At 69.0% G+C, this 22,544-nt stretch carries 18 protein-coding genes; 8 read left to right on the forward strand and 10 right to left on the reverse strand.

Translation table 11 applies throughout. The features are described 5' to 3' along the window. Positions 1 to 5: 5 nt before the first annotated feature. A complete protein-coding gene (locus NTM_RS17595; protein ID WP_163766994.1) occupies positions 6 to 632 on the forward strand; it encodes a PaaI family thioesterase in 627 nt (208 codons plus the stop codon). Then, positions 629 to 1,486 carry a TIGR03619 family F420-dependent LLM class oxidoreductase gene (locus NTM_RS17600; RefSeq protein ID WP_163766995.1) on the forward strand — a complete coding sequence of 286 codons (858 nt, stop codon included), beginning with the start codon at positions 629 to 631 and terminating at the stop codon, positions 1,484 to 1,486. The genes NTM_RS17595 and NTM_RS17600 overlap by 4 nt, the downstream gene beginning before the upstream one ends. On the opposite strand, the gene NTM_RS17605 is transcribed toward NTM_RS17600, so the two are convergent. Then, positions 1,483 to 4,677: a cadherin-like domain-containing protein gene (locus tag NTM_RS17605; protein ID WP_163766996.1), complete on the reverse strand. Its 3,195-nt coding sequence runs from the start codon at positions 4,675 to 4,677 to the stop codon at positions 1,483 to 1,485. The two genes, NTM_RS17600 and NTM_RS17605, sit on opposite strands and share 4 nt — an antisense overlap. A 474-nt stretch (positions 4,678 to 5,151) precedes the next feature. Between NTM_RS17605 and NTM_RS17610 the strand changes: the two genes are divergently transcribed. Continuing rightward, positions 5,152 to 7,935, forward strand: a complete 2,784-nt coding sequence (locus NTM_RS17610) for a helix-turn-helix transcriptional regulator (RefSeq protein ID WP_163766997.1) — start codon at positions 5,152 to 5,154, stop codon at positions 7,933 to 7,935. Between the two features lie 28 nt (positions 7,936 to 7,963). After that, positions 7,964 to 8,335 (forward strand): hypothetical protein, encoded by a 372-nt coding sequence (locus NTM_RS17615; RefSeq protein WP_163766998.1) that lies wholly within the window; start codon positions 7,964 to 7,966, stop codon positions 8,333 to 8,335. Here the strand turns inward: NTM_RS17615 and NTM_RS17620 are convergent. Further along, on the reverse strand, positions 8,258 to 8,707 hold the full coding sequence (locus NTM_RS17620) for a DoxX family protein (protein WP_104865303.1): 450 nt from the start codon (positions 8,705 to 8,707) through the stop codon (positions 8,258 to 8,260). The two genes, NTM_RS17615 and NTM_RS17620, sit on opposite strands and share 78 nt — an antisense overlap. Before the next feature lie 74 nt (positions 8,708 to 8,781). Next, positions 8,782 to 10,218 carry a type I glutamate--ammonia ligase gene (glnA, locus tag NTM_RS17625; protein WP_104865302.1) on the reverse strand — a complete coding sequence of 479 codons (1,437 nt, stop codon included), beginning with the start codon at positions 10,216 to 10,218 and terminating at the stop codon, positions 8,782 to 8,784. Positions 10,219 to 10,363: 145 nt separating this feature from the next. Between glnA and NTM_RS17630 the strand changes: the two genes are divergently transcribed. Beyond that, complete coding sequence (locus tag NTM_RS17630) at positions 10,364 to 10,831, forward strand: RDD family protein (RefSeq protein ID WP_163766999.1); 468 nt, start codon at positions 10,364 to 10,366, stop codon at positions 10,829 to 10,831. Between the two features lie 3 nt (positions 10,832 to 10,834). Here NTM_RS17630 and NTM_RS17635 read toward each other — a convergent pair whose 3' ends face one another. The 6 genes from NTM_RS17635 to sucB are packed head-to-tail and all read right to left on the reverse strand — an operon-like array spanning position 10,835 to position 17,760. Then, on the reverse strand, positions 10,835 to 12,649 hold the full coding sequence (locus tag NTM_RS17635; protein WP_179963952.1) for an amidohydrolase: 1,815 nt from the start codon (positions 12,647 to 12,649) through the stop codon (positions 10,835 to 10,837). Between the two features lie 7 nt (positions 12,650 to 12,656). Further along, a complete protein-coding gene (locus NTM_RS17640; protein ID WP_163767000.1) occupies positions 12,657 to 13,409 on the reverse strand; it encodes a DUF4191 domain-containing protein in 753 nt (250 codons plus the stop codon). Continuing rightward, the gene (lipA, locus tag NTM_RS17645; protein ID WP_104865298.1) at positions 13,393 to 14,346 is read right to left on the reverse strand and encodes a lipoyl synthase; all 954 of its coding nucleotides are present in this window, start codon (positions 14,344 to 14,346) and stop codon (positions 13,393 to 13,395) included. The genes NTM_RS17640 and lipA overlap by 17 nt, the downstream gene beginning before the upstream one ends. Beyond that, on the reverse strand, positions 14,343 to 15,041 hold the full coding sequence (gene lipB / locus NTM_RS17650; RefSeq protein ID WP_163767001.1) for a lipoyl(octanoyl) transferase LipB: 699 nt from the start codon (positions 15,039 to 15,041) through the stop codon (positions 14,343 to 14,345). The genes lipA and lipB overlap by 4 nt, the downstream gene beginning before the upstream one ends. Positions 15,042 to 15,051: 10 nt before the next feature. Continuing rightward, a complete protein-coding gene (locus NTM_RS17655) occupies positions 15,052 to 15,963 on the reverse strand; it encodes a TIGR01777 family oxidoreductase (RefSeq protein ID WP_104865350.1) in 912 nt (303 codons plus the stop codon). A 12-nt stretch (positions 15,964 to 15,975) separates the two neighbouring features. After that, positions 15,976 to 17,760 carry a 2-oxoglutarate dehydrogenase, E2 component, dihydrolipoamide succinyltransferase gene (gene sucB / locus NTM_RS17660; RefSeq protein WP_163767002.1) on the reverse strand — a complete coding sequence of 595 codons (1,785 nt, stop codon included), beginning with the start codon at positions 17,758 to 17,760 and terminating at the stop codon, positions 15,976 to 15,978. A 194-nt stretch (positions 17,761 to 17,954) separates the two neighbouring features. Between sucB and NTM_RS17665 the strand changes: the two genes are divergently transcribed. Then, positions 17,955 to 18,308, forward strand: coding sequence for an oxidoreductase (locus tag NTM_RS17665; protein ID WP_104865295.1), 354 nt, complete (start codon positions 17,955 to 17,957; stop codon positions 18,306 to 18,308). Positions 18,309 to 18,329: 21 nt separating this feature from the next. Beyond that, a complete protein-coding gene (locus tag NTM_RS17670) occupies positions 18,330 to 19,877 on the forward strand; it encodes an SDR family oxidoreductase (RefSeq protein ID WP_163767003.1) in 1,548 nt (515 codons plus the stop codon). Here NTM_RS17670 and NTM_RS17675 read toward each other — a convergent pair whose 3' ends face one another. Beyond that, the gene (locus NTM_RS17675; RefSeq protein WP_435405100.1) at positions 19,878 to 21,398 is read right to left on the reverse strand and encodes a leucyl aminopeptidase; all 1,521 of its coding nucleotides are present in this window, start codon (positions 21,396 to 21,398) and stop codon (positions 19,878 to 19,880) included. A 37-nt stretch (positions 21,399 to 21,435) separates the two neighbouring features. Here NTM_RS17675 and gcvT point away from each other — a divergent pair, with 37 nt between their 5' ends. Beyond that, positions 21,436 to 22,533, forward strand: coding sequence for a glycine cleavage system aminomethyltransferase GcvT (gene gcvT / locus NTM_RS17680; protein ID WP_179963953.1), 1,098 nt, complete (start codon positions 21,436 to 21,438; stop codon positions 22,531 to 22,533). Positions 22,534 to 22,544: the final 11 nt, after the last annotated feature.

Genomic DNA, 22,544 nt, shown 5'->3' on the forward strand with positions numbered 1-22,544 from the left:
GCTGAGTGTTCCAGTTCGATCTGATCAGTGCCGAGGAGTATGACCGGGAGCGTGGCCGGTATGCGCCGCTGACCGATGCGCTGCGCGAACTCGTCGACGTCGGCCTCCACACCGACGTCGACGACGCGACGGTGCGCGAGGCGCTCGGGCACCTGGAGGCCGCCACCGCGCTGCTGCGGCAGCGTGTGCGCGAGGAGCGGCCGGTGCTGCGGCACGCGGAGACCGGCCGCCCGGTCACCTGGGGCAACCCCGCGGTGGGTTTGCGCAATGCGATCAGCCCGCCGATCGTCGTCGAACATGACCTCGCCGGCCGGTGCTGGAGTGAGTTCACGCTCGGGCCCGTCTACGAAGGACCGCCGGGATGGGTGCACGGCGGCGTGTGCGCTCTGGTGCTCGACCAGCTCCTCGGCGAGGTCGCCAGCGACAGCCTGACCAAGGCCCGGTTCACCGGGACCATCAGCCTGCGCTACGTGCGCGGCACCCGGCTGGGACCGCTGCGGGCCGAGGCGTTCGTGGAACGCACCGAAGGCGCCAAGACGTTCGCCCGGGGGTACCTGATGGATGACGAAGGGGTCACCGTCGAGGCCGACGGGGTGTTCATCACGCCGGCATGGGCGCGTGACGCCGGATGAAGTTCTATGTGTCGACCGCGTTCCTCGACACCCGGGAAGCAGTCGAGATCGCCAAGGCCGCAGACGAACTCGGCTACCACGGGATGGCGATCCCCGACCATGTGGTCAACCTGGAGACGCTTCAGACGCCGTACCCGTACACCAAGGACGGTAAGCGGCGCTGGGAGGCGTTCACCGACTGGCCCGACCCGTGGGTGATGATCGGCGCGGTCGCGCTGGTCACATCGCGACTGCACTTCGTGACCACGGTGTATCTGCCCGCGATGCGCGATCCGTACTCGGCGGCCAAGGCCATCGGCACCGCCGCGGTGCTCGCCGATGGACGGCTGGAACTCGGCATCGGCGTGGGTTGGTGCCGTGAGGAATTCGAACTGCTGGGGCAGCGATTCGAGCGTCGCGGTAAGCGCACCGACGAGATGCTGGAGCTGATGAAGGCGCTGTGGGCGCCGGGCTGGACCGAGTTCTCCGGCGATTTCTACACGACCCCGCGGCTGGAGATGGAACCCACGCCGCCGCCGATCCCGGTGTACGTCGGCGGGCTGTCCGATATCGCGCTGCGCCGGGCGGCGCGCCACGATGGCTGGATCGGGGATCTGATCACGCTGGACCGGGCGCTGGAACGGGTCGCGGCGGTACGGGCACTACGTGCCGAAAACGGCTTGGGCATGGACGATTACCAGGTGATCACACCGCTGACCGATGCGTTCACCCCCGAGCATTACGCGCGGGCGGCCGCCGGTGGGATCACCGGCATCATCACGATGCCGTGGATGTTCTACAGCGGGCCCGACGCATCCCTGGATCAGAAGATCGACGGGATGCGCCGGTTCCGCAAGGACCTCGAACTCGACTAGACGATCCGCCCCGCCGTCTGGCCGGCCCACGGCAGGATCGACACCCGCACCGTGATGGTCAGCGTCTCCTGGTACTGGTCGAGCACCGTGACGACGAAGGTGTCCGCCTTGTCCTCGTCGGTGGCGTCCGGCGCCGCGGCGCGCTGGCGTGCCGCGTCGGTCGGCGTGTAGACGAACTGGCCGTCGCGCTCGACGACGACGGTGCCGCCCTTGGCGGTCGGCCCCGACCCGAGGAAGTAGATCTCGTCGCGCTCGGGGTCGGTCGCCGACGCGGTGCCGCTGACCTTCCCGTTGACCGCGTTCGGTTCTCCGACGGTGTAATTGCCGTTGGTCGGGCCCTGATTGACGTGACCGGCCGGGGCGATGTCGACGCGGACCGTGACCGAGGTGGTGCCGCCGTGGCCGTCGTCGACGGTGACCCGGAACCGGTCGGTCTTGGTCCAGGACGACGCGAACGGGCTGGCCGCGGCCCGGCGGGCCGCGTCGGTGGGCACGTAGACGAACGACCCGTCGTCGGCGACGGTCACGACGCCCTTGCCGGCCGACGATCCGATCCGGTAGGTGAAGGTGTCGCCGTCGGCGTCGACCGCGGTGACGGTTCCCCGGGTGAGCCCGGTGTTCGGGTTGGTGTGCACCTCGGTCGCGGATCCGCCCGTCGGTGCGGCGTTGGCGGGCTTGATCCGCACGGTCACGGCGACGGTGGTGACGCCGCCGTGCCCGTCGTCGATGACGATGTCGAACGTGTCCTTCTTGTCCGCGGCGGTGGCGCCCTTGGCCGCGGCGGCGTGCCGGGCGGCCTGGTCGGGTGTGTAGGTGAACCGTCCGCGCGAATCGATCACGACGACACCGTTTTTCGCGGTCGACGATGCCGTGTAGGTCAGGCCGTCCTTGTCCCCGTCGCGGGCGATGACCCTGCCGGACACGGTGGGGCTGAACCACGATGCGTTGGTGACGACGCGCGCCTTCGGAGCGGCGTTGCCTGGCTTCACCTTGACGGTGACGGTCAGGGTGGTGAGCCCGCCATGGCCGTCGCTGATCGTGACGTCGAACGTGTCCTGCTTGTCGGCTGCGGTGGCATCGGCCTTCGCGGCGGTATGGCGTGCGGCGGCGGTGGGCACGTAGGTGAACTTGCCGTTCTTGTCGATCGTGACCGTCCCGCCCTTGGCCGTCGGTGACGCGACGTAGGTCAGCGCGTCCTTGTCGGCATCCTTGGCGGTGATGGTGCCGAACACCTTGGCGCTCAACCACGACACGCTCGAACGCACGGTCGCGGTCGGGGCGGCGTTGGCCGGGGCGATCTGGACGGTGATCGGCACCGACACCACGCCGCGCCTGCCGTCGGTGAAGGTGATGGTGAAGGTGTCCTGCTTGTCGGCGGCGGTGGCGCCGACTGCCGCTGCAGCGTGCCGGGCCGCCGGGGTGGCCTTGTAGGTGAACACGAACTGGCCGCCGGTCCCGCGGGTGACCGTGACCGTGCCCCGGTCAGACGTGTTGACCTCGTAGGTCAAGGAACTGCCCTCGGGGTCGGTCACGATCAGCGAGCCGGTCACGTCACCGGATGCGTTGGGCGCGTTGACGACCGGGGTCTGGGCCACCGGGGCGGCATTGGGCGCCACCAACGCGATGACGTGCAGCCGGTTGCCCCCGAACTCGGTCCAGTAGAGCTGGGTGCCGTCGGGGCTGACACTGATCAGCGGCGGGCCGTCGACCTGGTACGGGTTCGCGATGACCGATTTCACCTCGGTCTTGGTCGCGATGTCGTACACCGACAGCTTGCCGTCGTCGCTGCGCGCGACGAACAGCGCTGTGCCGTCCGGGCTCACCGCGATGTCGTACGGGTCGCCCGCGCTGACGGTGATGCTGTCGACCAGCTGGCGCGACTTGGCGTCGAAGATCTTGACCGATCCGGCGAGGTCGGCGACGAACACCCGCGACCCGTCGGCGCTGAAGGTGATGCCGGCCGAACCGGTGGCGACGCTGTCGACGACCGTGGCCACCAGCGCCGTGGACGTGAACTGCGTGATCACACCGGTGGTGCTGCTGAGGGTGTAGACGGTGGAACCGTCGGGGCCGACGGCGATCTCGGAGACGCCCTCGGCGACGCCGTAGACCTTGCCGACCACGGAGTTGGTCAGGGTGCTGATCTTCGACACCGTGCCGTCGTCGCTGTTGACGACGTAGACCCGGGTTCCGTTGGCGTTCACCGCGATCGCGGTCGGCGCCTTACCGACCCGGACGGTTCTGAGCACGGTGTCGGTGGCGGTGTCGAGAACCGACACGGTGCCGGCCGCGCTGTTGGAGATGTAGAGGCGGCCGCCATTGGGGGCCACCGCCAGCGATGTCGGTGCGGTGCGCAACGAGATGGTGCGCACGACGGTGCCGGTGAGGGTGTCGATCACGGTGACCGACTTGCCCGCGTTGTGGGCGAGGTAGGCGCGGGTGTCGGTGGTGGCCAGCGCGGTCGGTGGCTCGCCGAGCAGGATCTCGCCGAGCCGGAGGATGGCGTCGGTGTGCGCGCTGGTGGGTTGGGCCGAATAGGCGGTGGCCGAGTAGGTGGTGGCTTGATATGTGTTGGCGGCGTCGGCCTGGCGGCGTAGCCCGGCCGCGACGACCAGCCACAGCGGTGATTCGGCGGGCGCGGCAGGGGTTTTGGGGGCGAGCAGGGAGGCCAGTATGCCGGAGAGGGTGACGGACTTGGCTGCCGGCGCCTCGACCTCGACCGGTTCGGGGGCCGGGAGGTCGACGACCGCGTCGGTCGGTGGCGCCGGGGTGTGGTCTGCAGCCTCGGTGGGCGCGGCCCCGACCGGGGCGGGGGTGACGACGGATTCGGTGGCTTCGGGTGTCGGTTCGTCGTCTGCTTCTACGACGGTGTCGGTGTCTTCGGTGTCGGTGTCTTCTGGGGAGTCGTCTCGCCCGCTGATCGGCTTGGCGCGCGTGGAACCTTCGTCGGCCTTGGCGGGCTTGTCGTCGGTGTCGTCACCGGCGTCGCGGTCGGGGGTGTTGGTGTCGGTATCGGCGGACTCGCGTGCGGGGCGTTGGGGTTTGGCGGGTGAGCGCTCGGACGTCGCCGAACTCGATGCGGCGCCGGTGTCGTCCGCCGAGGCGACCGCGGGTGTGGCGCCGAGGCCGATCCCCACCCCCAGAGCGAACGCGAGCGCGCCGATACGACCGATGCATGCCGAATGCTTCACGGCATTCCTCCCCCCGAAGAAATACTTTCGCTGTCAATGAGTGACGCGATCGTACGGGGTCAAGGCGGTTTGCCAGGGGAGGTTCGCGAATATTTGCGTGTGCGTCGGAGAGGGTGAACAGGGCTGGTCTGCGTCGAGCCCGCGGGAAAGTTTGCCATTGTTTTCATTTCAAGTAAGTCGGCGCTGGCCGGCAAGGGGTGATTCCCGTTCGAGATGGTCGGGGCCAAGGGCGTCACGCGACCTGCACCGATGCTGTCGAACTGCTGACAAATGATCTAAAGGCGGTGCAATTCAACGTAATTTGGTTAACAGGAGCCGGCTTCCGGATGATCCGGACTGGCGGTGTCGAAGTGCTGTGTATACGACTGGTCATCGCGCTTGGCGTTCCCCCGGGTCGAAACCGGAAGATTTGCCGAAAGTCGCGCTCGTGCGGGAAACTGGCAAGCATCATCGACGCGATGCCAGGGGGGAGTCGTGAACCGACAGACGACGGGCGCGGTGGCCCGTGGTCCGGAATCGCGGGCGTTGGACGACTTTCTGCTGCGCGCGGCGACCACCCCGGCCGGCCTGGTGGTCGGCGGCGAAGCGGGCATCGGCAAGACGACATTCGTCCTCGATGCCCGTCAGCGTGCCGCCGCGCAGGGATTCCACGTGCTGATGACGCGCGGTAGCCCCAGCGAGGTCACGCTGTCGTTCGCCGGTCTGGCCGATCTGCTGTCCCAGGTCGCCGCCGAGGTCATCGACCGGCTCGCGCCGGTGCAACGCGACGCGCTCAACCGCATCCTGCTGCGCGGTGCCGATGTGCCGTCACCCGACGAGCGCGCCGCCGCCGCCGGACTGCACGCGGTCCTCGGCCACCTGTCCACCGAGGCGCCGGTACTCCTCGTCGTCGACGACGTTCAATGGCTGGACAGTGCGAGCGCATCCGCGGTGCGATTCGCCGTTCGGCGGGTCTGGGGGCCGCTCGGTGTCCTGGTCACCTTCCGTACCGGCGACCCAGGCGCCCTCGACGCCGCCCAGTGGTTCGAACTGGTCACCCCCGACGCGGTCACCCGCATCACGATGACGCCGCTGTCGCTCGGCGGGGTGCATGCCCTGATCGCCTCCCGGTTGGGGCAGGTGCTGCCACGGCCGACGATGCACAAGATCTACGAGATCTCCGGCGGCAACCCGCTCTACGCGCTGGAGCTTGCCCGCGCCGCCGCCGACGGGCTCCCGCTCGACCGGCAATTGCCCGACAGTCTCGCCGCTTTGGTGCGGCACCACGTCAAGGACGTCTCCCCGGCTGCGGCTGAACTGCTCTTGGCGGCCGCATGCACCCCGGCGCCCACGGTCGACGTCGTCGCCCGCGCCGCCGGACTGTCCCCCCGTCAGGTCATCGACCTGTTGGAGAGCGGTGAGGCTGCCCGTGCGGTGGTCGTCAGCGGCCAGCTAATCCGGTTCGCGCACCCACTGATCGCCACCGGTTGTTACACCGAGGCCGACCCGGCCCGGCGACGCGAGATGCACCGCCGGCTGGCCGAGGTCGTCGACGCCCCGGAGTTGAAGGCGCGACATCTGGCGTGCGCGGCCACCAGTGCAGACACCGCGACACTCACCGAACTCGACACCGCGTCGGCGATCACCCGCAGCCAGGGAGCGCCCGCGGCCGCGGCCGAATTGCTGGAGCTCGCAATCGCTCTCGGCGGTGACACCCCGATCCGGCGTCTTCTCGCGGCGCGCTACCACTTCGAGGCGGGGTCGCTCGCCGCCGCACGGCATCACCTCAAGGAGCTCGGCGAGGAGTTACCCGCGGGGATCGTGCGCGGCTCGGCCAGGATGCTGCAGGGCGCGATCGACGGCTACGACGGAAGCTTCACCGTCGCCGTCGACGGGCTCCTCGCCGGCGTGGACGAGGTGGGGGAGGCGGCCGAACTGCGGCTGCAGGGGCTGCTGCTGCTGGCGCCCGCATTGGCGATCACCGGACGGCCCCGAGAGGCTGTCGAATGCGCCCGCAACGCCCTCGCCTGCGCCGGCGGCATCGACGACCCCACCGCCAGAAGTCAGGCGCTGTCGATGTGGGTGCTGCTGTCTTTCATGTACGGCGGCGGGTTGGATCGCACCGCGCTCGACGAGGCGCTACGTCTGCAATCACGCACCGACGTCATGCACGTCAACATGCGCGCCGACGCGGTGCGCGCCCTCGTCGACGTGTGGTCCGGCGACATCGACAGTGGCCGAAAACGATTGGCCGCGATCAAGACCGCGTGTGTCGAACACGGCAGTGAACTCGACGCGATCTGGGTCGACCAGCACGCGACCATGGCGGCGATCTGGGCGGCCGACTTCGATACCGCGCAGCGCATCACGACCGAGATGGCGCAGCGAGCCGAGCAGATGGGCGGCCACCACGCGCGTCTTTTCGCGTTGACGTCGGCCGCGTACGTCGCCGCGTACACCGGCGACGTCGACACGGCCCGAGAGTCCGCCACGTCCGCGCTGGAGTTGGTCGAGCGGACCGGGGCGATCGACCTGGTGATGGGTCCTCGGACGTGCCTGGCGTTCCTGGACGTATCGCTGGGGGATCAGCGGCGCGCGTTACAGATCCTGCGTCCGGTGCTCGACACGTTCGATCCGGAGCTCGGCACGGAGATTCCGCGGTGCGGGTGGATCACCGAAGCGATCGAGGCGTTGACCGCCACCGGCAATGTCGACGATGCCGAGAATCTGGTCAAAGCGTTACAGGACAACGGGACCCGCCACGATCGTGCGTGGATGCTGGCAATGGCCGCCCGCGGCAGGGCGCTGTGCCTGGCCGCGCGCGGCGACCTGGACGGCGCCGAGGCCGCCGCTGAACTCGCTCTGACGCACCACGACCGGCTGGCCATGCCGTTCGAGCGGGCGCGAACCCAACTGCTGCTCGGTCAACTGCAGCGGCGCCGGCGCCGACGCCAACTGGCGTCGGCGACCTTGACAGCCGCCGAGCGACGATTCCGGGAGCTGGGCGCCGTGCTGTGGGCCACGCGTGCCAGAACCGAACGCGCCCGCCAACCGGGTCAGGGAGCCGACGATCTGGGGTTGACCCCGGTCGAGGCGAGGATTGCGCGGATGGCCGCGGCCGGGTACTCGAACAAGGAGATCGCCGCGCAGGTCTTCCTGTCGATCAAGACGATCGAGATGAACCTCAGCAGCGTCTACCGCAAGCTCGGGATTCGTTCACGCACGCAACTGCATTCGCGGCTGGACACGGACAAGTCCAGGGAAATCCCTGATTCGTGACGCCGTAGCCGCAGCTAGCGTCATAGCGGTGGTCAGCACGGACCCGCTGCGTCAATGTTTCCTCGCCGAGTGGTACCAGCCGGATCTGTCGGTGTGCGGACTCGACGGCATGAAGGCGCTTCTCGACGACGCTGCCACCCGCCGGTCCAACGACGGGTTCCCCGTACAGCTTCTGGCCGCGATCGCCTCGGTGCGCGACGAGATCCTGTACGGACTGTTCGTCGCCGAATCGGCGCAGACCGTCAGTGACACCTGCCGGGGCGCCGGCCGGCCGGCAGACCGGGTCACGGGCGGGGTGCAGGCCCGGGTGGGGGACTGGGCGTCAGGTGCGCCCGACGACCCTTCCGCGCTGCCGGACGGCGTCGACCGACCAGACCCCGGCACCCATCGCGACCAGTAGCAGGAACCCGAAGCAGAACAGCACGGCTGTTTCGCCGCCGTTCTCGAGCGGGAAGAACGACTTCGGGAAGTGCTGCCAGAAGTACGCGACCGCCATGTGGCCGCAGGCGATGAACGCCGCGATCCGCGTGAACAGCCCGATGGTGATCAGGATCCCGAGAACGAGCTCGATGATTCCCGCCCACCAGTACGGCCAGGTGCCCACCGGCACCGCCGGACCGTCGAAAACGCCGGGGGCGGTCTGCATTCCGGTCGGCCACGCCAGGATCTTCTGCGCTCCGTGGAGCGTGAACAGCAGGCCGAACACGATCCGGAAGATGCTCAGCATCGGGGACGAGTAACTGGCGAGCCGCGCATCGAGATTCGAAGTCATGAGCCCGAGGTTAACGAAAAAGCCGGACGCCCGAAGGCGCCCGGCTTTTCCGATGCTGGTTCTCAGACGTCTACTTACACGTCGTAGTACAGCGAGAACTCGTACGGATGAGGACGGATCTGGATCGGCATGATCTCGTTCTCACGCTTGTACGAGATCCAGGTCTCGATCAGGTCGGTGGTGAACACCCCGCCCTCGGTGAGGTACTCGTGGTCCTCCTCGAGCTTGTCGATCACGGCGGCGAGCGAAGTCGGCGCCTGCGGGATGTTCGCGGCCTCCTCGGGCGGCAGCTCGTAGAGGTCCTTGTCGACCGGGGCCAACGGCTCGATCTTCTTCTTGATGCCGTCGATGCCGGCCATCAGCATCGCCGCGAACGCCAGGTACGGGTTGCCCGAGCTGTCCGGGCAACGGAACTCGAGGCGCTTGGCCTTCGGGTTGTTGCCGGTGATCGGGATGCGCACGCAGGCGGACCGGTTGCGCTGGCTGTACACCAGGTTGATCGGCGCCTCGTAACCCGGGACCAGACGCTTGTAGGAGTTCACCGTCGGGTTGGTGAACGCCAGCAGCGACGGCGCGTGGTGCAGGATGCCGCCGATGTAGTGGCGGGCCATGTCCGACAGGCCGGCGTAGCCCGACTCGTCGTGGAACAGCGGCTTGCCGTCCTTCCACAGCGACTGGTGGGCGTGCATGCCCGAACCGTTGTCGCCGAACAGCGGCTTCGGCATGAAGGTGACGGTCTTGCCGTTCTGCCACGCCGTGTTCTTGATGATGTACTTGAACAGCAGCACATCGTCGGCCGCGTGCAGCAGCGTGTTGAACTTGTAGTTGATCTCGGCCTGGCCGGCGGTGCCCACCTCATGGTGACCGCGCTCCAGCACGAACCCGGCGTTCTGCAGGTTGGTGGCCATCTCGTCGCGCAGGTCCACATAGTGGTCGTACGGCGCGACGGGGAAGTAGCCGCCCTTGGGGCGCACCTTGTAGCCGCGGTTGGCGCTGCCGTCGGCCTCGAACGGCTCACCGGTGTTCCACCAGCCCGACTCGGAGTCCACCTCGTAGAAGGTGCCGTTGATCTTCGAGTCGAAGGTCACCGAGTCGAAGATGTAGAACTCGGCCTCGGCGCCGAAGAAGCAGGTGTCGGCGATGCCGGTGCTGGCCAGGTAGTTCTCCGCCTTGCGCGCGACGTTCCGCGGGTCACGCGAGTACGCCTCGCGGGTGAACGGATCGTGCACGAAGAAGTTCATGTTCAGCGTCTTGGCGGCGCGGAACGGATCGATGCGCGCAGTCGCGGGATCCGGCAGCAGCATCATGTCGGACTCGTGGATGGACTGGAAGCCGCGCACCGACGAGCCGTCGAATGCAAGTCCGTCCTCGAACACGCTCTCGTCGAACGCCGATGCCGGGATCGAGAAATGCTGGACGACACCCGGCAGATCGCAGAAGCGGATGTCGACGTACTCGACGCTCTCGTCCTTGATCAGCTTGATGATGTCGTCGGCGGTCTGTTCTGCCACTGATTGCTCTCCTTTGACTTGGTAGCGCCCGCCGGTGACGGTATGGACACGATGTTGCACGGCAGTCAACCGCATGTTGCGTAGACGTTACGCATCCCGTCTGTGGCTGTGAACGCCACTATCGGCGAGCACCTATCCTTGCTCCATGGCCCGCTCCATTGGGTCCTGGCTGTCGGGACCTTCGCAATCCAACGATCCCGACCAACGGTCCGCATATCCCGGTGAACGTCTCGGTCTCCCCGAGCACGGGCCCGGCTCCATCGCCCGGTTCGGCCGGCGCGTCGCCGCACTCGTCGTGGACTGGCTGATCTGTTACGGCCTGGCCGCGCTGGCGATGACGTTCGGGTTGTTCAGTCTCGGCGCCCTGTCGACCGCGGTGCTGATCACCTGGTTGGCCCTCGGTGTGGTGTCGGTGCGGCTGTACGGCTTCACGCCGGGTCAGTTCGCGCTGGGCCTGAAGGTGGTGTCGGTGGACAACCGCGCGCACGTCGGCCTCGGTCGCGCGCTGGCGCGCGGACTGCTGATCACGCTGGTGATCCCGGCGTTGTTCACCGACTCCGATCAGCGCGGTCTGCACGACCTGGCGACCAAGACGGCGGTGGTCAGGCGATGAGCGTCAAGCCCGGTGCCGGACCCGGCCGTTCATCATCGTCAGTGTGACCTTCGCGGTATGGATGTCGTGCGGCGCGACCTCGAAGATGTTGCGGTCCAGCACGATCAGATCGGCGAGCTTGCCGGCCTGCACTGAACCGACCTTGTCCTCGAGTCGGAGCTGATAGGCCGCGCCGAGTGTGTTGGCGTGCACGGCCTGTTCGACCGTCAACGCCTGATCCGCGGGTGCCAGCACCTCGGCGTCCGGATCGCCGACGAGTTGGCGGGTCACCCCGATCTGAATCGAGTCGAGGGGCTTATAGGTGGAGAAATAGCCCGCCGCCGGCCAGTCGGTGCCCAGCGAGATCCGGCCGCCGGACCTGATGACGTCCTGCACCCGGTACAGGTTGTCCTTGCGCGGCGCGCCGTAGCGCGCGGCGAGGTTCAGCACGGTGTCCGGATCGGCGGAGAACCAGTTCGCGGAGAATTCCGCGATGACGCCGAGCTCGCCGAAACGGGCGCTGTCGGGGTCCTCGACGTAGACCAGGTGCGCGACGGTGTGCCTGCGGTCGCGCGGGGGATTGGCCGCGATGGCCGCCTCGATGGCATCCAGCGCCGTCCTGGTGGTGCGTTCCCCGCACGCGTGCACGTGCACGTCGAAGCCGGCGGCATCCACGGCGCCGATCAGCCGGCGCCACTGGTCCTCGGTGAACGGCGAACCGCCGGTGCTGTCCGGCTTGTCGGCGTACGGCTCCAGCAGCCACGCCGTGTAACCCTCCTGGGTGCCGTCGCCGACGATCTTCACGCATCCGACGGTGACCAGCTCGGAGGAGATCTGCTCGCGCAGCGCCGTCAGCTGCGCGACCGCGTCGTCGACCGGGGGCGATTTCACGCTGTAGGACGCGACCACCCGGAACGGCAGCGCGTCACGGCTCTCCGCGTCGGTGTACAGCGCCAGCAGCGCGCCCTGATCCCCGCCGACCGGCGGCACGCCGGCATCGAACACCGACGTGATCCCGGCCTCCGAGGCCCGCGGCAGCCACTGCTCGAGCAGCGTGCCCATCGACTCCGTCGAGATCGGCTCGATCGCGTTCACCAGCGACAGCACCGCGTCGACCTCGAGCACGTAACCGGTCGGATCGCCGTTGCCGTCGCGCACGTAGTAGCTGAACCCGGGGATCGGGTCCTGCGTCTCGCGGGTGACCCCGGCCAGTTCGAGTGCCTTGCTGTTGGCCCACATGCTGTGGCCGTCGATCGCGAAGAAGAACCCCGGCCGGTCGGGCAGCACCTTGTCCAGATCGGCGCGTGTCGGGCCCTCGGGGCCGAACATGTCGACGCGCCAACCGAATCCGCGCACCGGCCCGTCCGGGTGCTGCTTCGCATAGGCCGCGATCGCGTCCAGCGCGTCCTGTCCGGTGGGCACCTGAAGATCCACACCGGTGGACAGGAACGCGCCGAGGAACGGGTGGATGTGGCCCTCGACGAACCCGGGCATCAGCAGTCGGCCACCGAGGTCGACGACCTCGGTGTCGGGGCCGGCGAACGCCAGCGCGCCGTCGTCGTCGCCGACGTAGGCGATCGTGGCGCCGGTGACCGCTACGGCCTGCGCCCACGGCGCATCGTCACGAACGGTGTAGACCCGGCCGTTGTGGAAGACGTAGTCGGCGGGTGTGGCGTCGGTGGAGGGGTTCTGTATGCCCGCGCCGCCGGGATCCGTTGCGCACGCGGCCGCGGTGGTCGCGGCGATCGCCAGCACCGCGGCCGTGCGCAGCACCGTCCGGCGGCTGGGCTTCGTTCCGTACGCCGCGAAGTGCGGCGCCCACTCACACGCCGTGCACACGCCGCGGTCAGCGACGCCGCACGGTGCGCTGCACGCCCCGCATCTTGGCCTGCGCGGGCAGCGGTCCCTTCGGCATCGCCGCCGGGCCCACCTTGGAGCCCAGCGCGACCAGCTTCGACTCGATGGCGTCCATCTGCTTGACGGTGATGTTGGCGGGCAGCTTGTTCAGGTGCCGCTCCAGTTTGGCCAGCGGGACCTCGCCCTCACCGTTGCCGATGACGATGTCGTAGATCGGGGTGTCTCCGATGAGCCGGGCGGTGCGCTTCTTCTCCTGCGCCAGAAGCGGCTTGACGCGGTTGGCCGCACCCTCGGCGACGAAGATCACACCGGGGCGGCCGATCACACGGTGCACGGCGTCGAAGTGTCCGGTCGCCGCGACGCCGGGGGTCACCCGCCACTTACCGCGCAGGTTGTCCAGCGCCCACGCGGCCGCACCGGTCTGACCCTCGGCCTTCTTATACACCGACTTCTGCGCGCGGCGGCCGAAGATGATGAACGCGACCAGCGCGCCCAGCAGCACACCGAACGGGATGAACAGGTACCCGGTGAAACCGCCCGCGAGCACGCCACCGACCACCGACAGCGCCACGATCAGCACGAATGCACCGATCATGTACGGCAGAAGGCGTTTGTCCTCTTTGCGCTGGATCTGGAACGCCTGCCACAGCTGACTGCGGCGCTGCTTGGAAGCCGCCTTGCGGGCCGCTTTGGCCGCGGCTTTGGCTTCCTTGTCTTGCGCCGGTTTACGCGATTTCGCCATTGGACAAGGATACGGCCGACCGCTTGGCCACCGTCTGGGCATACAGTTTGCCCGCTCGATACGACGAGCGGACCAGCGGACCAGCGAGAACACCCGAGAACCCGATCTCGGTGGCGTAGCGCTCGTGCTCGACGAACTCGTCGGGGTGCACCCAGCGTTCCACCGGGTGATGGCGCGCCGACGGGCGCAGGTACTGGGTGATCGTGACGATGTCGCAGCCCGCGTCGTGCAGGTCGTGCAGCGCGGTGCGAACCTCCTCCGGCGTCTCGCCCATGCCGAGGATCAGGTTGCTCTTGGTCACCAGACCGTACTCGCGGGCCTTGGTCAGCACCGACAGGCTGCGCTCGTAGCGGAACGCCGGACGGATCCGCTTGAAGATGCGGGGCACCGTCTCGACGTTGTGCGCCAACACTTCCGGCCGGGTCTCGAAGACCGTCTCGAGCTGTTGCGGGTCGGCGTTGAAGTCCGGGATCAGCAGCTCGACGCCGGTGTTGGGGTTCAACGCCTTGATCTGGCGGACGGTCTCGGCGTACAGCCACGCACCGCCGTCGGGCAGGTCGTCGCGGGCCACGCCCGTCACCGTCGAATAGCGCAGCCCCATCGCCTGCACGCTCTCGGCGACCCGGCGCGGCTCGTCGCGATCCAGGTCGGCGGGCTTACCGGTGTCGATCTGGCAGAAGTCGCAGCGCCGGGTGCACTGCTCGCCGCCGATCAGGAACGTCGCCTCGCGGTCTTCCCAGCACTCGAAGATGTTCGGGCAGCCGGCTTCCTCGCAGACGGTGTGCAGACCTTCACGCCGCACCAGGCCCTTGAGCTCTTTGTACTCCGGCCCCATCTTCGCCCGCGTCTTGATCCACGGGGGTTTGCGCTCGATGGGCGTCTCGGCATTACGGACTTCGAGACGCAGCAACTTGCGGCCGTCAGGGGCGATCGTCACTGTGCTGATCCTACGCTCGCCGACGGTTCGACACCCACCGCGATGCGGCCGTCCAGCGCATCCAGAACGGCCCCGGCGACCCGGTCGACGACGTCGGCCACCCCGACCCGGCGGCCGAGTTCCGCGGTCAGCGACGTCACCCCGGCGTCACGGATTCCGCACGGCACGATCGATCCGAACGCTCCCAGATCGCAGTCACAGTTGAGCGCGAAACCGTGCAACGTCGTCGCGCGCGCCACCCGGATGCCGATCGCGGCGATCTTGCGCGCCGGGCGAAGGCCGTCTGCGGCGACCCACACCCCGGAGCGGCCCTCGACCCGACCGGTCTCGACGCCGAACGACGCACACACCGTGATCAACGACTCTTCCAGGCGCCGAACGAAATTCACCACGTCGAGCGGTTCGGCGAGGCCGACGATCGGATAGCCGACCAGCTGGCCCGGGCCGTGCCAGGTGATCTTGCCGCCGCGGTCGGTGTCGACGACGGGGGTGCCGTCCACGGGGCGTTCTTCGGGCAGGGTCCGCCGGCCCGCGGTGTACACCGGCGGATGCTCGAGCAGCAACAGGGTGTCCGGGCCACCGGCGACACGGCGGTCGGCGGTCTCGCGCTGCAGATCCCACGCCGCCTGGTAATCCAGCATGCCGAGGTGCCGCACCTGCACCGGCGCGGAATCCGACCGGATGGATGACGCCATGACCTCGACGCTACTCACCGTGGGCCGCGGTGGCGAACGCCAGCGCCTCGCCGATCGTGTGGTGGTGGAACTGGAAACCGGACCGCTCCAGCGCCGCCGGGATCGCCCGCTGTCCGCCCAGCACACCCTCGTCGGCGAACTCGCCCAGGATGGTGCGCAGCGCGAACCCGGGAACCACCAGCGGCGTCGGCCGGTTCAGCGAACGACCCAGCGCCGCGGTGAATTCGGCGTTCGTGACCGGCGCCGGCCCGGTCACGTTGACCGGGCCCGACAGGTCGTCGCGGGCGATCGCGAACAGCAGCGCGCGCACCTGATCCTCCAGGCTGATCCACGACAGGTACTGGCGCCCGTTGCCGAGCCGAGCGCCCAGGCCCAGCGAGAACAGCGGGCGCAGCCGGCTCAACATCCCGCCCGACGGCGCCATCACCAGACCTGTACGCGCCAACACCACCCGCACCCCGGCGTCGGAGGCCGCCGTCGTCGCGGCCTCCCAGTCGATGGCCAGCCTCGCCAGGAAGTTGTGTCCCGGCCCGGCGGTCTCGTCGACGGGGGTGGACCCGGTGTCACCGTAGAAGCCGACCGCGCTGGCGTTGACCAGCACCGGCACCCCGGCCTCGACGACCGCGTTGGCCAGCACCTCGGTCGGGCCGATGCGGCTGTCGCGCAGGCTCTGCTTGAACGCGCCCGACCACCGCTTCTGCCCGACGTTGACGCCGCACAGGTTCACCACGGCGTCCACCCCGTGCAGCGCGGCCGCGTCGAACTCGCCGGTGTCCGGATTCCAGAACACCTCGTCGGCGTTCGACGGCGCCCGCCGCACGATCCGGATCACCCGGCGGTCGGTGGCGCGCAGCGCGTACACCAGCGCGGTGCCGATCAGCCCGGATGATCCGGCGATCGCGACGACCGAATCCGACGGCATCGACACTGCGGTCTACAGCCCCAGGTCGGCCTCGAACGCCCCTTCTTCGAGACGCCGCTTGATCGTGGTGACGAACCGGCCGGCGTCGGCGCCGTCGATGAGGCGGTGGTCGTAGGTCAGCGGCAGGTAGGACACGGACCGCACACCGATCGACTCGTTGCCGAACTCGTCGACGATCACCCGCGGCCGCTTCACGATCGCGCCGGTACCCAGCATCGCCGCCTGCGGCGGCACCAGGATCGGGGTGTCGAACAGCGCGCCCTGGCTGCCGATGTTGGTGATCGTGAACGTGCCGCCGGAGAGCTCGTCGGGCTTGAGGTTGCCCGACCGGGCACGCGCGGCGATGTCGTTGATCGCCCGGGCCAGCCCGCCCAGCGACAGGTCACCGGCGTTGTGGATCACCGGCGACAGCAGGCCCTGCTCGGTGTCGACCGCGATGCCGAGGTGCTCGGCGTCGTAGTAGGTGATCTCCTTGGACTCTTCGTTGTAGCTGGCGTTGACGTTCGGGTGCAGCTTGAGCGCGTCGATGACCGCCCTGGCGATGAACGGCAAGTAGGTCAGGTTGACGCCTTCGCGCTCGGCGAACTGCGCCTTCGCCTTGGCGCGCAGGGCCACGATCTTGGTCATGTCGACCTCGTGCACCTGGGTCAGCTGCGCGGTGGTCTGCAGTGACTCGCGGGTCTTCTTCGCCGTGATCTGGCGGATCCGGTTGGCCTTCTGCGTCGTTCCGCGCAGATGCGCCAGCGCACCCTCCGGGGCCGGGGCCGGGGCGGCCTTGGCCGGAGCCTCGGCGGCGGGTTCGGCCTTCGGGGTGTCCTTGGGCGCCTTGGCGGCCTCGGCGGCGGCCAGCACGTCCTGCTTGCGGATCCGGCCGCCGACACCGGTGCCCTTGACCGACGCCAGATCGACGTTGTTCTCCGCGGCCAGCTTGCGCACCAGGGGAGTGACGTACGGGCTGTCGCCCGAGGACCCCGAGGACCCCGAGGGCTCCGCCTGCTTGGGTTCCGGCTTCGATTCCCGCTTGGGCTCGGGCTTGGATTCGGACTCCTCCGACGGACGGGTCGTCGGCTTGGTCTGCTTCGGCTCGGGCTCGGGCTCGGGTTCCGGCTCCGGTTCGGGTTCGGGCTCCGGCTCGGGCTCGGGCTCAGCCTCTGCGGCGTCGGCGTCACCGATCTTGGCGAGCTCGCCGCCGACCTCGACGGTGTCGTCCTCCTCGGCGGTGATGGACACCAGCGTGCCGGCGACCGGGGACGGAATCTCCGTATCGACCTTGTCGGTGGAGACCTCGACGAGCGGCTCATCGACCTCGACGCTGTCGCCGACCTTCTTCAACCAACGGGTGACGGTGCCCTCGGTGACCGACTCACCGAGCTCCGGCATCAGCACCGGTGTCGCCGAACCGGACGATCCCGATCCGCCGGAGGACTTCTTCGGCTCCGGCTCGGGTTCAGACTGGTCCTCGGGTTCCGGCTCGTCCTCGGACTCTTCGGCCTCGGGCTCGTCGGACTCGGCTTCGGGCTCGTCGGCCTCGGGCTCGTCGTCACCGCCGTCGCTGTCGTCGGCGTCGCCGATCACGGCGAGCTCCCCACCGACCTCGACGGTGTCGTCCTCCTGGGCGACGATCTTCTTCAGCACGCCCGAGGCGGGTGACGGGATCTCCGTGTCGACCTTGTCGGTCGACACTTCCAGCAGCGGCTCGTCCTCCTCGACGGTGTCTCCCTCTTGCTTCAGCCAGCGGGTGACTGTCCCCTCGGTCACGCTCTCGCCGAGTGCGGGCATCTGGACGGAGATTGCCATAGTCTCGTGGCTCCCTTGCACGGTCAGTCGAGGATCTGATGTGTCGTGTCCCATCCTGTCACGTCGGCTGAGACGTTTCCCCGCGGACGCGCGTACTGAGTCCTGTCCCGGTCCTGTCCCGGTCCTCTCGCACGTCCTCTGGCACTATCGAAATGTCGGTACGGCACGGGGGTCCCCGGAAGGAGCAAGCCCAGGTGGGACTGTTCGACAGGCTCCGCGGCCGGCGATCCCGAGGCGGCACGACGGCCCGCGACCCCGAGGCCGATCTTCGTTATCTGGCCCAGTGGGTCGCCGACCATCACGGAGTCGAGGCGTTCGTCGAACCCAAGACCACGGTCACGGACCTGACCGTCGTGCTCGTCGCCGCCGACGGCGAATGGACCCGACGCCGAGCCGGCGGCGAGTCCGGTGCGCGCCGGCTGTCGGAACGGCTGCAGATCCCGGTCTACGACGTGCAGAAGGTCGGCTATCCGCAGCGGATGCGAGACTTCGACGCCCGCAGGCGTATCGAACGTAAGCGCGCCGCCCGTGAGGAACTCGACCGCTGACCGCTTGGGTAGTGTCCGCTCGTGAGCACGCAGCGGATCTTCGAAGAAGGCGACCCGGCCGGCCCGACCGTCGTCCTGGTGCAGGGACAGCCTGACACCTCCCGGGTGTGGGACGCGGTGGTGCCGCTGCTCGCCGACCGGTTCCACATCGTGCGGTACGACAGCGAGCGCGGCAGCCGCTACGCCGACGACTTCGCCGCCGTCCTCGACAGCGTCACCGACGGTGCACCGGTCCACGTCCTCGCCCACGGCTGGGGTTCGGCCGGGGTCTGGCAGTACCTGACCCGGCCCGGTGCGGGGGCGCGCATCGCATCGCTGACCTCGGTCGCCGGGCCCAGCCCCGAGCACGTCGCCGGTTACCTGCGCAGCGCGCTGACACAGCCGCTGCGTCCGCGCCGCTTCGCCGGCGGCCTGGGCCAGCTCGCCCGGCTGGCCGTCACCGCACCCCGCACGGTCACCGACAAGACCGCACGCATCAACCTGCGCGGCGCGGGGACATCCCGTCCGGTCGACGTCCCCGTGCAGCTGATCGTCGCGACCGCGGACCCGTACGTGAGTCCTCAGGTCTACGACGAGGTGGCCGCGTCGGCGACGCGGGTGTGGCGGCGTGACGTCAAGGCGGGCCGCGATCTCCCGACATCGCATCCGGCGGTGCTGGCCCGGGCGCTGACCCAGCTCGTCGAGCACCTCGGCGGCGCCCCGGCCGCGCGGGAACTGAGGCGCGCCGAGGTGGGCAGATCCCGAAAGACGTTCGGCGACACGCTCGTCGCGATCACCGGCGCGGGTAGCGGGATCGGCCGCGCCACCGCGCTCGCGTTCGCCCGCGACGGCGCCGATGTGGTCCTGTCCGACGTCGACGCCGCCGGACTGGAGGAAACCGCCCGGCTGGTGTCGGACGCGGGCGCGCAGGCGTACACCTACACCGTCGACGTCGCCGACGCCGCGGCCGTCGACTCCTTCGCCGAGCAGGTCTGCGCCGAGCACGGCGTGCCCGACATCGTCGTCAACAACGCGGGCGTGGGCCATGCGGGGTTCTTCCTCGACACCCCCGCCGAGGAATTCGACCGGGTGATCGACATCAACTTCGGCGGCGTGGTCAACGGGTGCCGGTCGTTCGGCAGGCGCCTCGCGGACCGCGGCACCGGCGGGCACATCGTCAACGTCGCGTCGATGGCGTCCTACACGCCGGTCAACGTGATGAACGCGTACTGCACGTCCAAGGCCGCGGTGTTCATGTTCTCGGATTGTCTTCGCGCAGAACTGGATTCGCACGGCATCAACCTGACCACGATCTGCCCCGGGGTGATCGGCACCAACATCGTCGAGACCACCCGGTTCTCGCTGCCCGAGGCGCGCAGCTACGACGTCGAGACGATCCGCGGCCGCGCACGGCGCGGTTTCGCGGTGCGCCGGGTCGGGCCGGAGGCGGTCGCCGACGCGATCGTCGCCGCGGTGAAGAGCAACAAGCCGGTGCGGCCGGTGACCACCGAGGCCTACCTCGTGTACGGCATCTCGCACGCCTTCCCGCAGGCGATGCGCAGCGCCGCCCGCGGCGGCAACATCATGTGATCAGCCGTTCACGGAGATGTCCTCCAGCACCGCGAACATCGTCCGCGTCGGCACCCCGGTGCCGCCCTTTGGCGTGTAACCCCACGGCCCGCCCGAGTTGTACGCCGGCGCCGCGACGTCGATATGCGCCCATTCGACCCCGTCGGCGACGAACTCCCGCAGGTAGGTGCCCGCGACCAGCATGCCCGCATAGCGGGACCCGCTGACGTTGGCCAGGTCGGCGACCGTCGACTTCAGGTCGTCCTTCAATTCCTCGGGCAACGGCATCGCCCACGCGTTCTCGCCGACCGACTGCGAGATCTCGGCGACCCGGTCGCGGAACTCGTCGCTGCCCATCACGCCCGGGGTGCGCGCACCGAGTGCGACGGTCTGGGCACCGGTCAGCGTCGACGTCTCGATCAGGTAGTCAGGTTCGTCCTCGCACGCCCGCACGATGGCGTCGGCCAGGATCAGCCGGCCCTCGGCGTCGGTGTTGAGCACCTCCACCGTGGTGCCGCCGTACTGGGTCAGCACGTCGCCGGGGCGCTGCGCGGTCGCCGACGGCATGTTCTCGGCCATCGGCACGTAGGCCACGACGTCGATCGGCAGGTTGCGGCGCGCGGCGAGCAGCACGGTCGCGATGACCGCGGCCGCCCCGCCCATGTCGGAGGTCATGTGGTGCATGTTCGCGGCCGGCTTGATCGAGATGCCGCCGGTGTCGAAGGTGATGCCCTTGCCGACCAGCGCGACCTTCTTGGCCTTGCGGCCGCCCCCGCGGTGCTCCAACCGGACCAGCCGGGGTGGGCGCGACGAGCCCTTGCCGACGCCGACGATCCCGCCGAAGCCCGCCTTGGCGAGCGCCTTCTCGTCGAGCACCTGCACCGACAGCCCGGCGGCTTCGCCCAAAGCCTTTGCCCGCTTGGCGAATTCGTCCGGGAACAGGTGGCTCGGCGGGGTGTTGACGAAATCCCGGGCGGTCGCGACGGCGACGGCAACCGCCTCGGCGTGCGCCGCCGAATCCTTGGTCGCCGCCTTCGTATCGAGGGTCAGCGCGGTGACCTTGCGGATTCCGGTGTCCTTGGGGGCGGTCTTGTCGCTGCGGAACTCGGTGAACCGGTAGGCGCCGAGCAGCAGGCCCTCGATGGTCGCCTCCAGATCGATCGCCGACAGCGTGGTGAAGACGTTCTCGACACCGTTGATCGACCGCGCCGCGACCCCGGCCGCGCGCCGGATCGTCTCGGCCGGCCACTCGTCGCGGGCCTTGCCCAGCCCGACGGCCAGCACGCTGCCGACCGGCAGCGCCGGCACCACGATGCGGGTCACCTGCTCACCACCGCCCTTGGCGCCCAATGCTTCGAGGGCGACCTCGATCTCACCGACCGCCTCGGCGTCGAGGAACGGGTTGTCCACCACGGTGGCGCGTCCGCCGTCGTCTCCGGAACTCACCACCGGCACGATCAGGACCGACGAGGCGACCTTGCGCTTGGGCAGCGCGCTGGCGACGGCGACGACAGGGGATTGGTAACCGGCTGAAGTGCTCACGGACATTCACCCTACTGGGCCACTAGTGTGGTTCGCCGTGAGCGACAACCTGCTGGCCGGCCCTCTGGAGAACCGTCACCGCGAGCTCGGCGCGAGCTTCGCCGAGTTCGGGGGGTGGCTGATGCCGGTGTCCTATGCCGGCACGGTCGCCGAGCACACCGCGACCCGCACCACCGTCGGACTCTTCGACGTCAGCCACCTCGGAAAAGCGCTGGTGAAGGGCCCCGGTGCAGCCGAGTACGTCAACTCCGCGTTCACCAACGACCTGCGCCGCATCGGACCCGGCAAGGCGCAGTACACGCTGTGCTGCACCGAGTCGGGCGGGGTGATTGACGACCTGATCGCCTACTACGTCTCCGACGACGAGATCTTCCTGGTGCCCAACGCCGCCAACACCGCCGCCGTCGTCGCGGCGCTTGCAGAACACGCCCCGGCGGGACTGACCATCACCGACGAGCACCGCTCCCGCGCCGTCCTGGCGGTGCAGGGGCCCAAGTCGACAGACGTGCTCGGTGCGCTCGGGCTGCCGACCGACATGGACTACATGGGCTACACCGATGCTCAGTTCGACGGCGTCGACGTCCGCGTGTGCCGCACCGGCTACACCGGTGAGCACGGCTACGAACTGCTGCCGACGTGGGACGAGGCGGGCACCGTGTTCGACGCGCTCGTCGACGCGGTGAAGGCCGCCGGCGGCGAACTGGCCGGGCTCGGCGCCCGCGACACGCTTCGTACCGAGATGGGCTATCCGTTGCACGGCCACGAACTGTCGCTGGACATCTCGCCGCTGCAGGCCCGCTGCGGATGGGCGGTGGGATGGAAGAAGGACACGTTCTGGGGCCGCGACGCGCTGCTCGGCGAGAAGGAAGCCGGGCCGCGACGGACCCTGCGCGGCCTGCGCGCCGTCGGGCGCGGAGTGCTGCGCCCCGAGCTGACCGTGCTCTCCAGCGACACCGCGGTCGGTGTCACCACCTCCGGAACCTTCTCTCCCACTTTGAAAGTCGGCATCGCGCTGGCGCTGATCGACACCTCGGCCGGCATCGCCGACGGCGACCGCGTCGCCGTCGACGTGCGTGGTAGGCAGGTCGAGTGCGACGTGGTCAAACCGCCGTTCGTCGACACCCGCACGCGCTGACGGCTGCGGGG

Source organism: Mycolicibacterium parafortuitum, assembly GCF_010725485.1.
Classification (GTDB): domain Bacteria; phylum Actinomycetota; class Actinomycetes; order Mycobacteriales; family Mycobacteriaceae; genus Mycobacterium.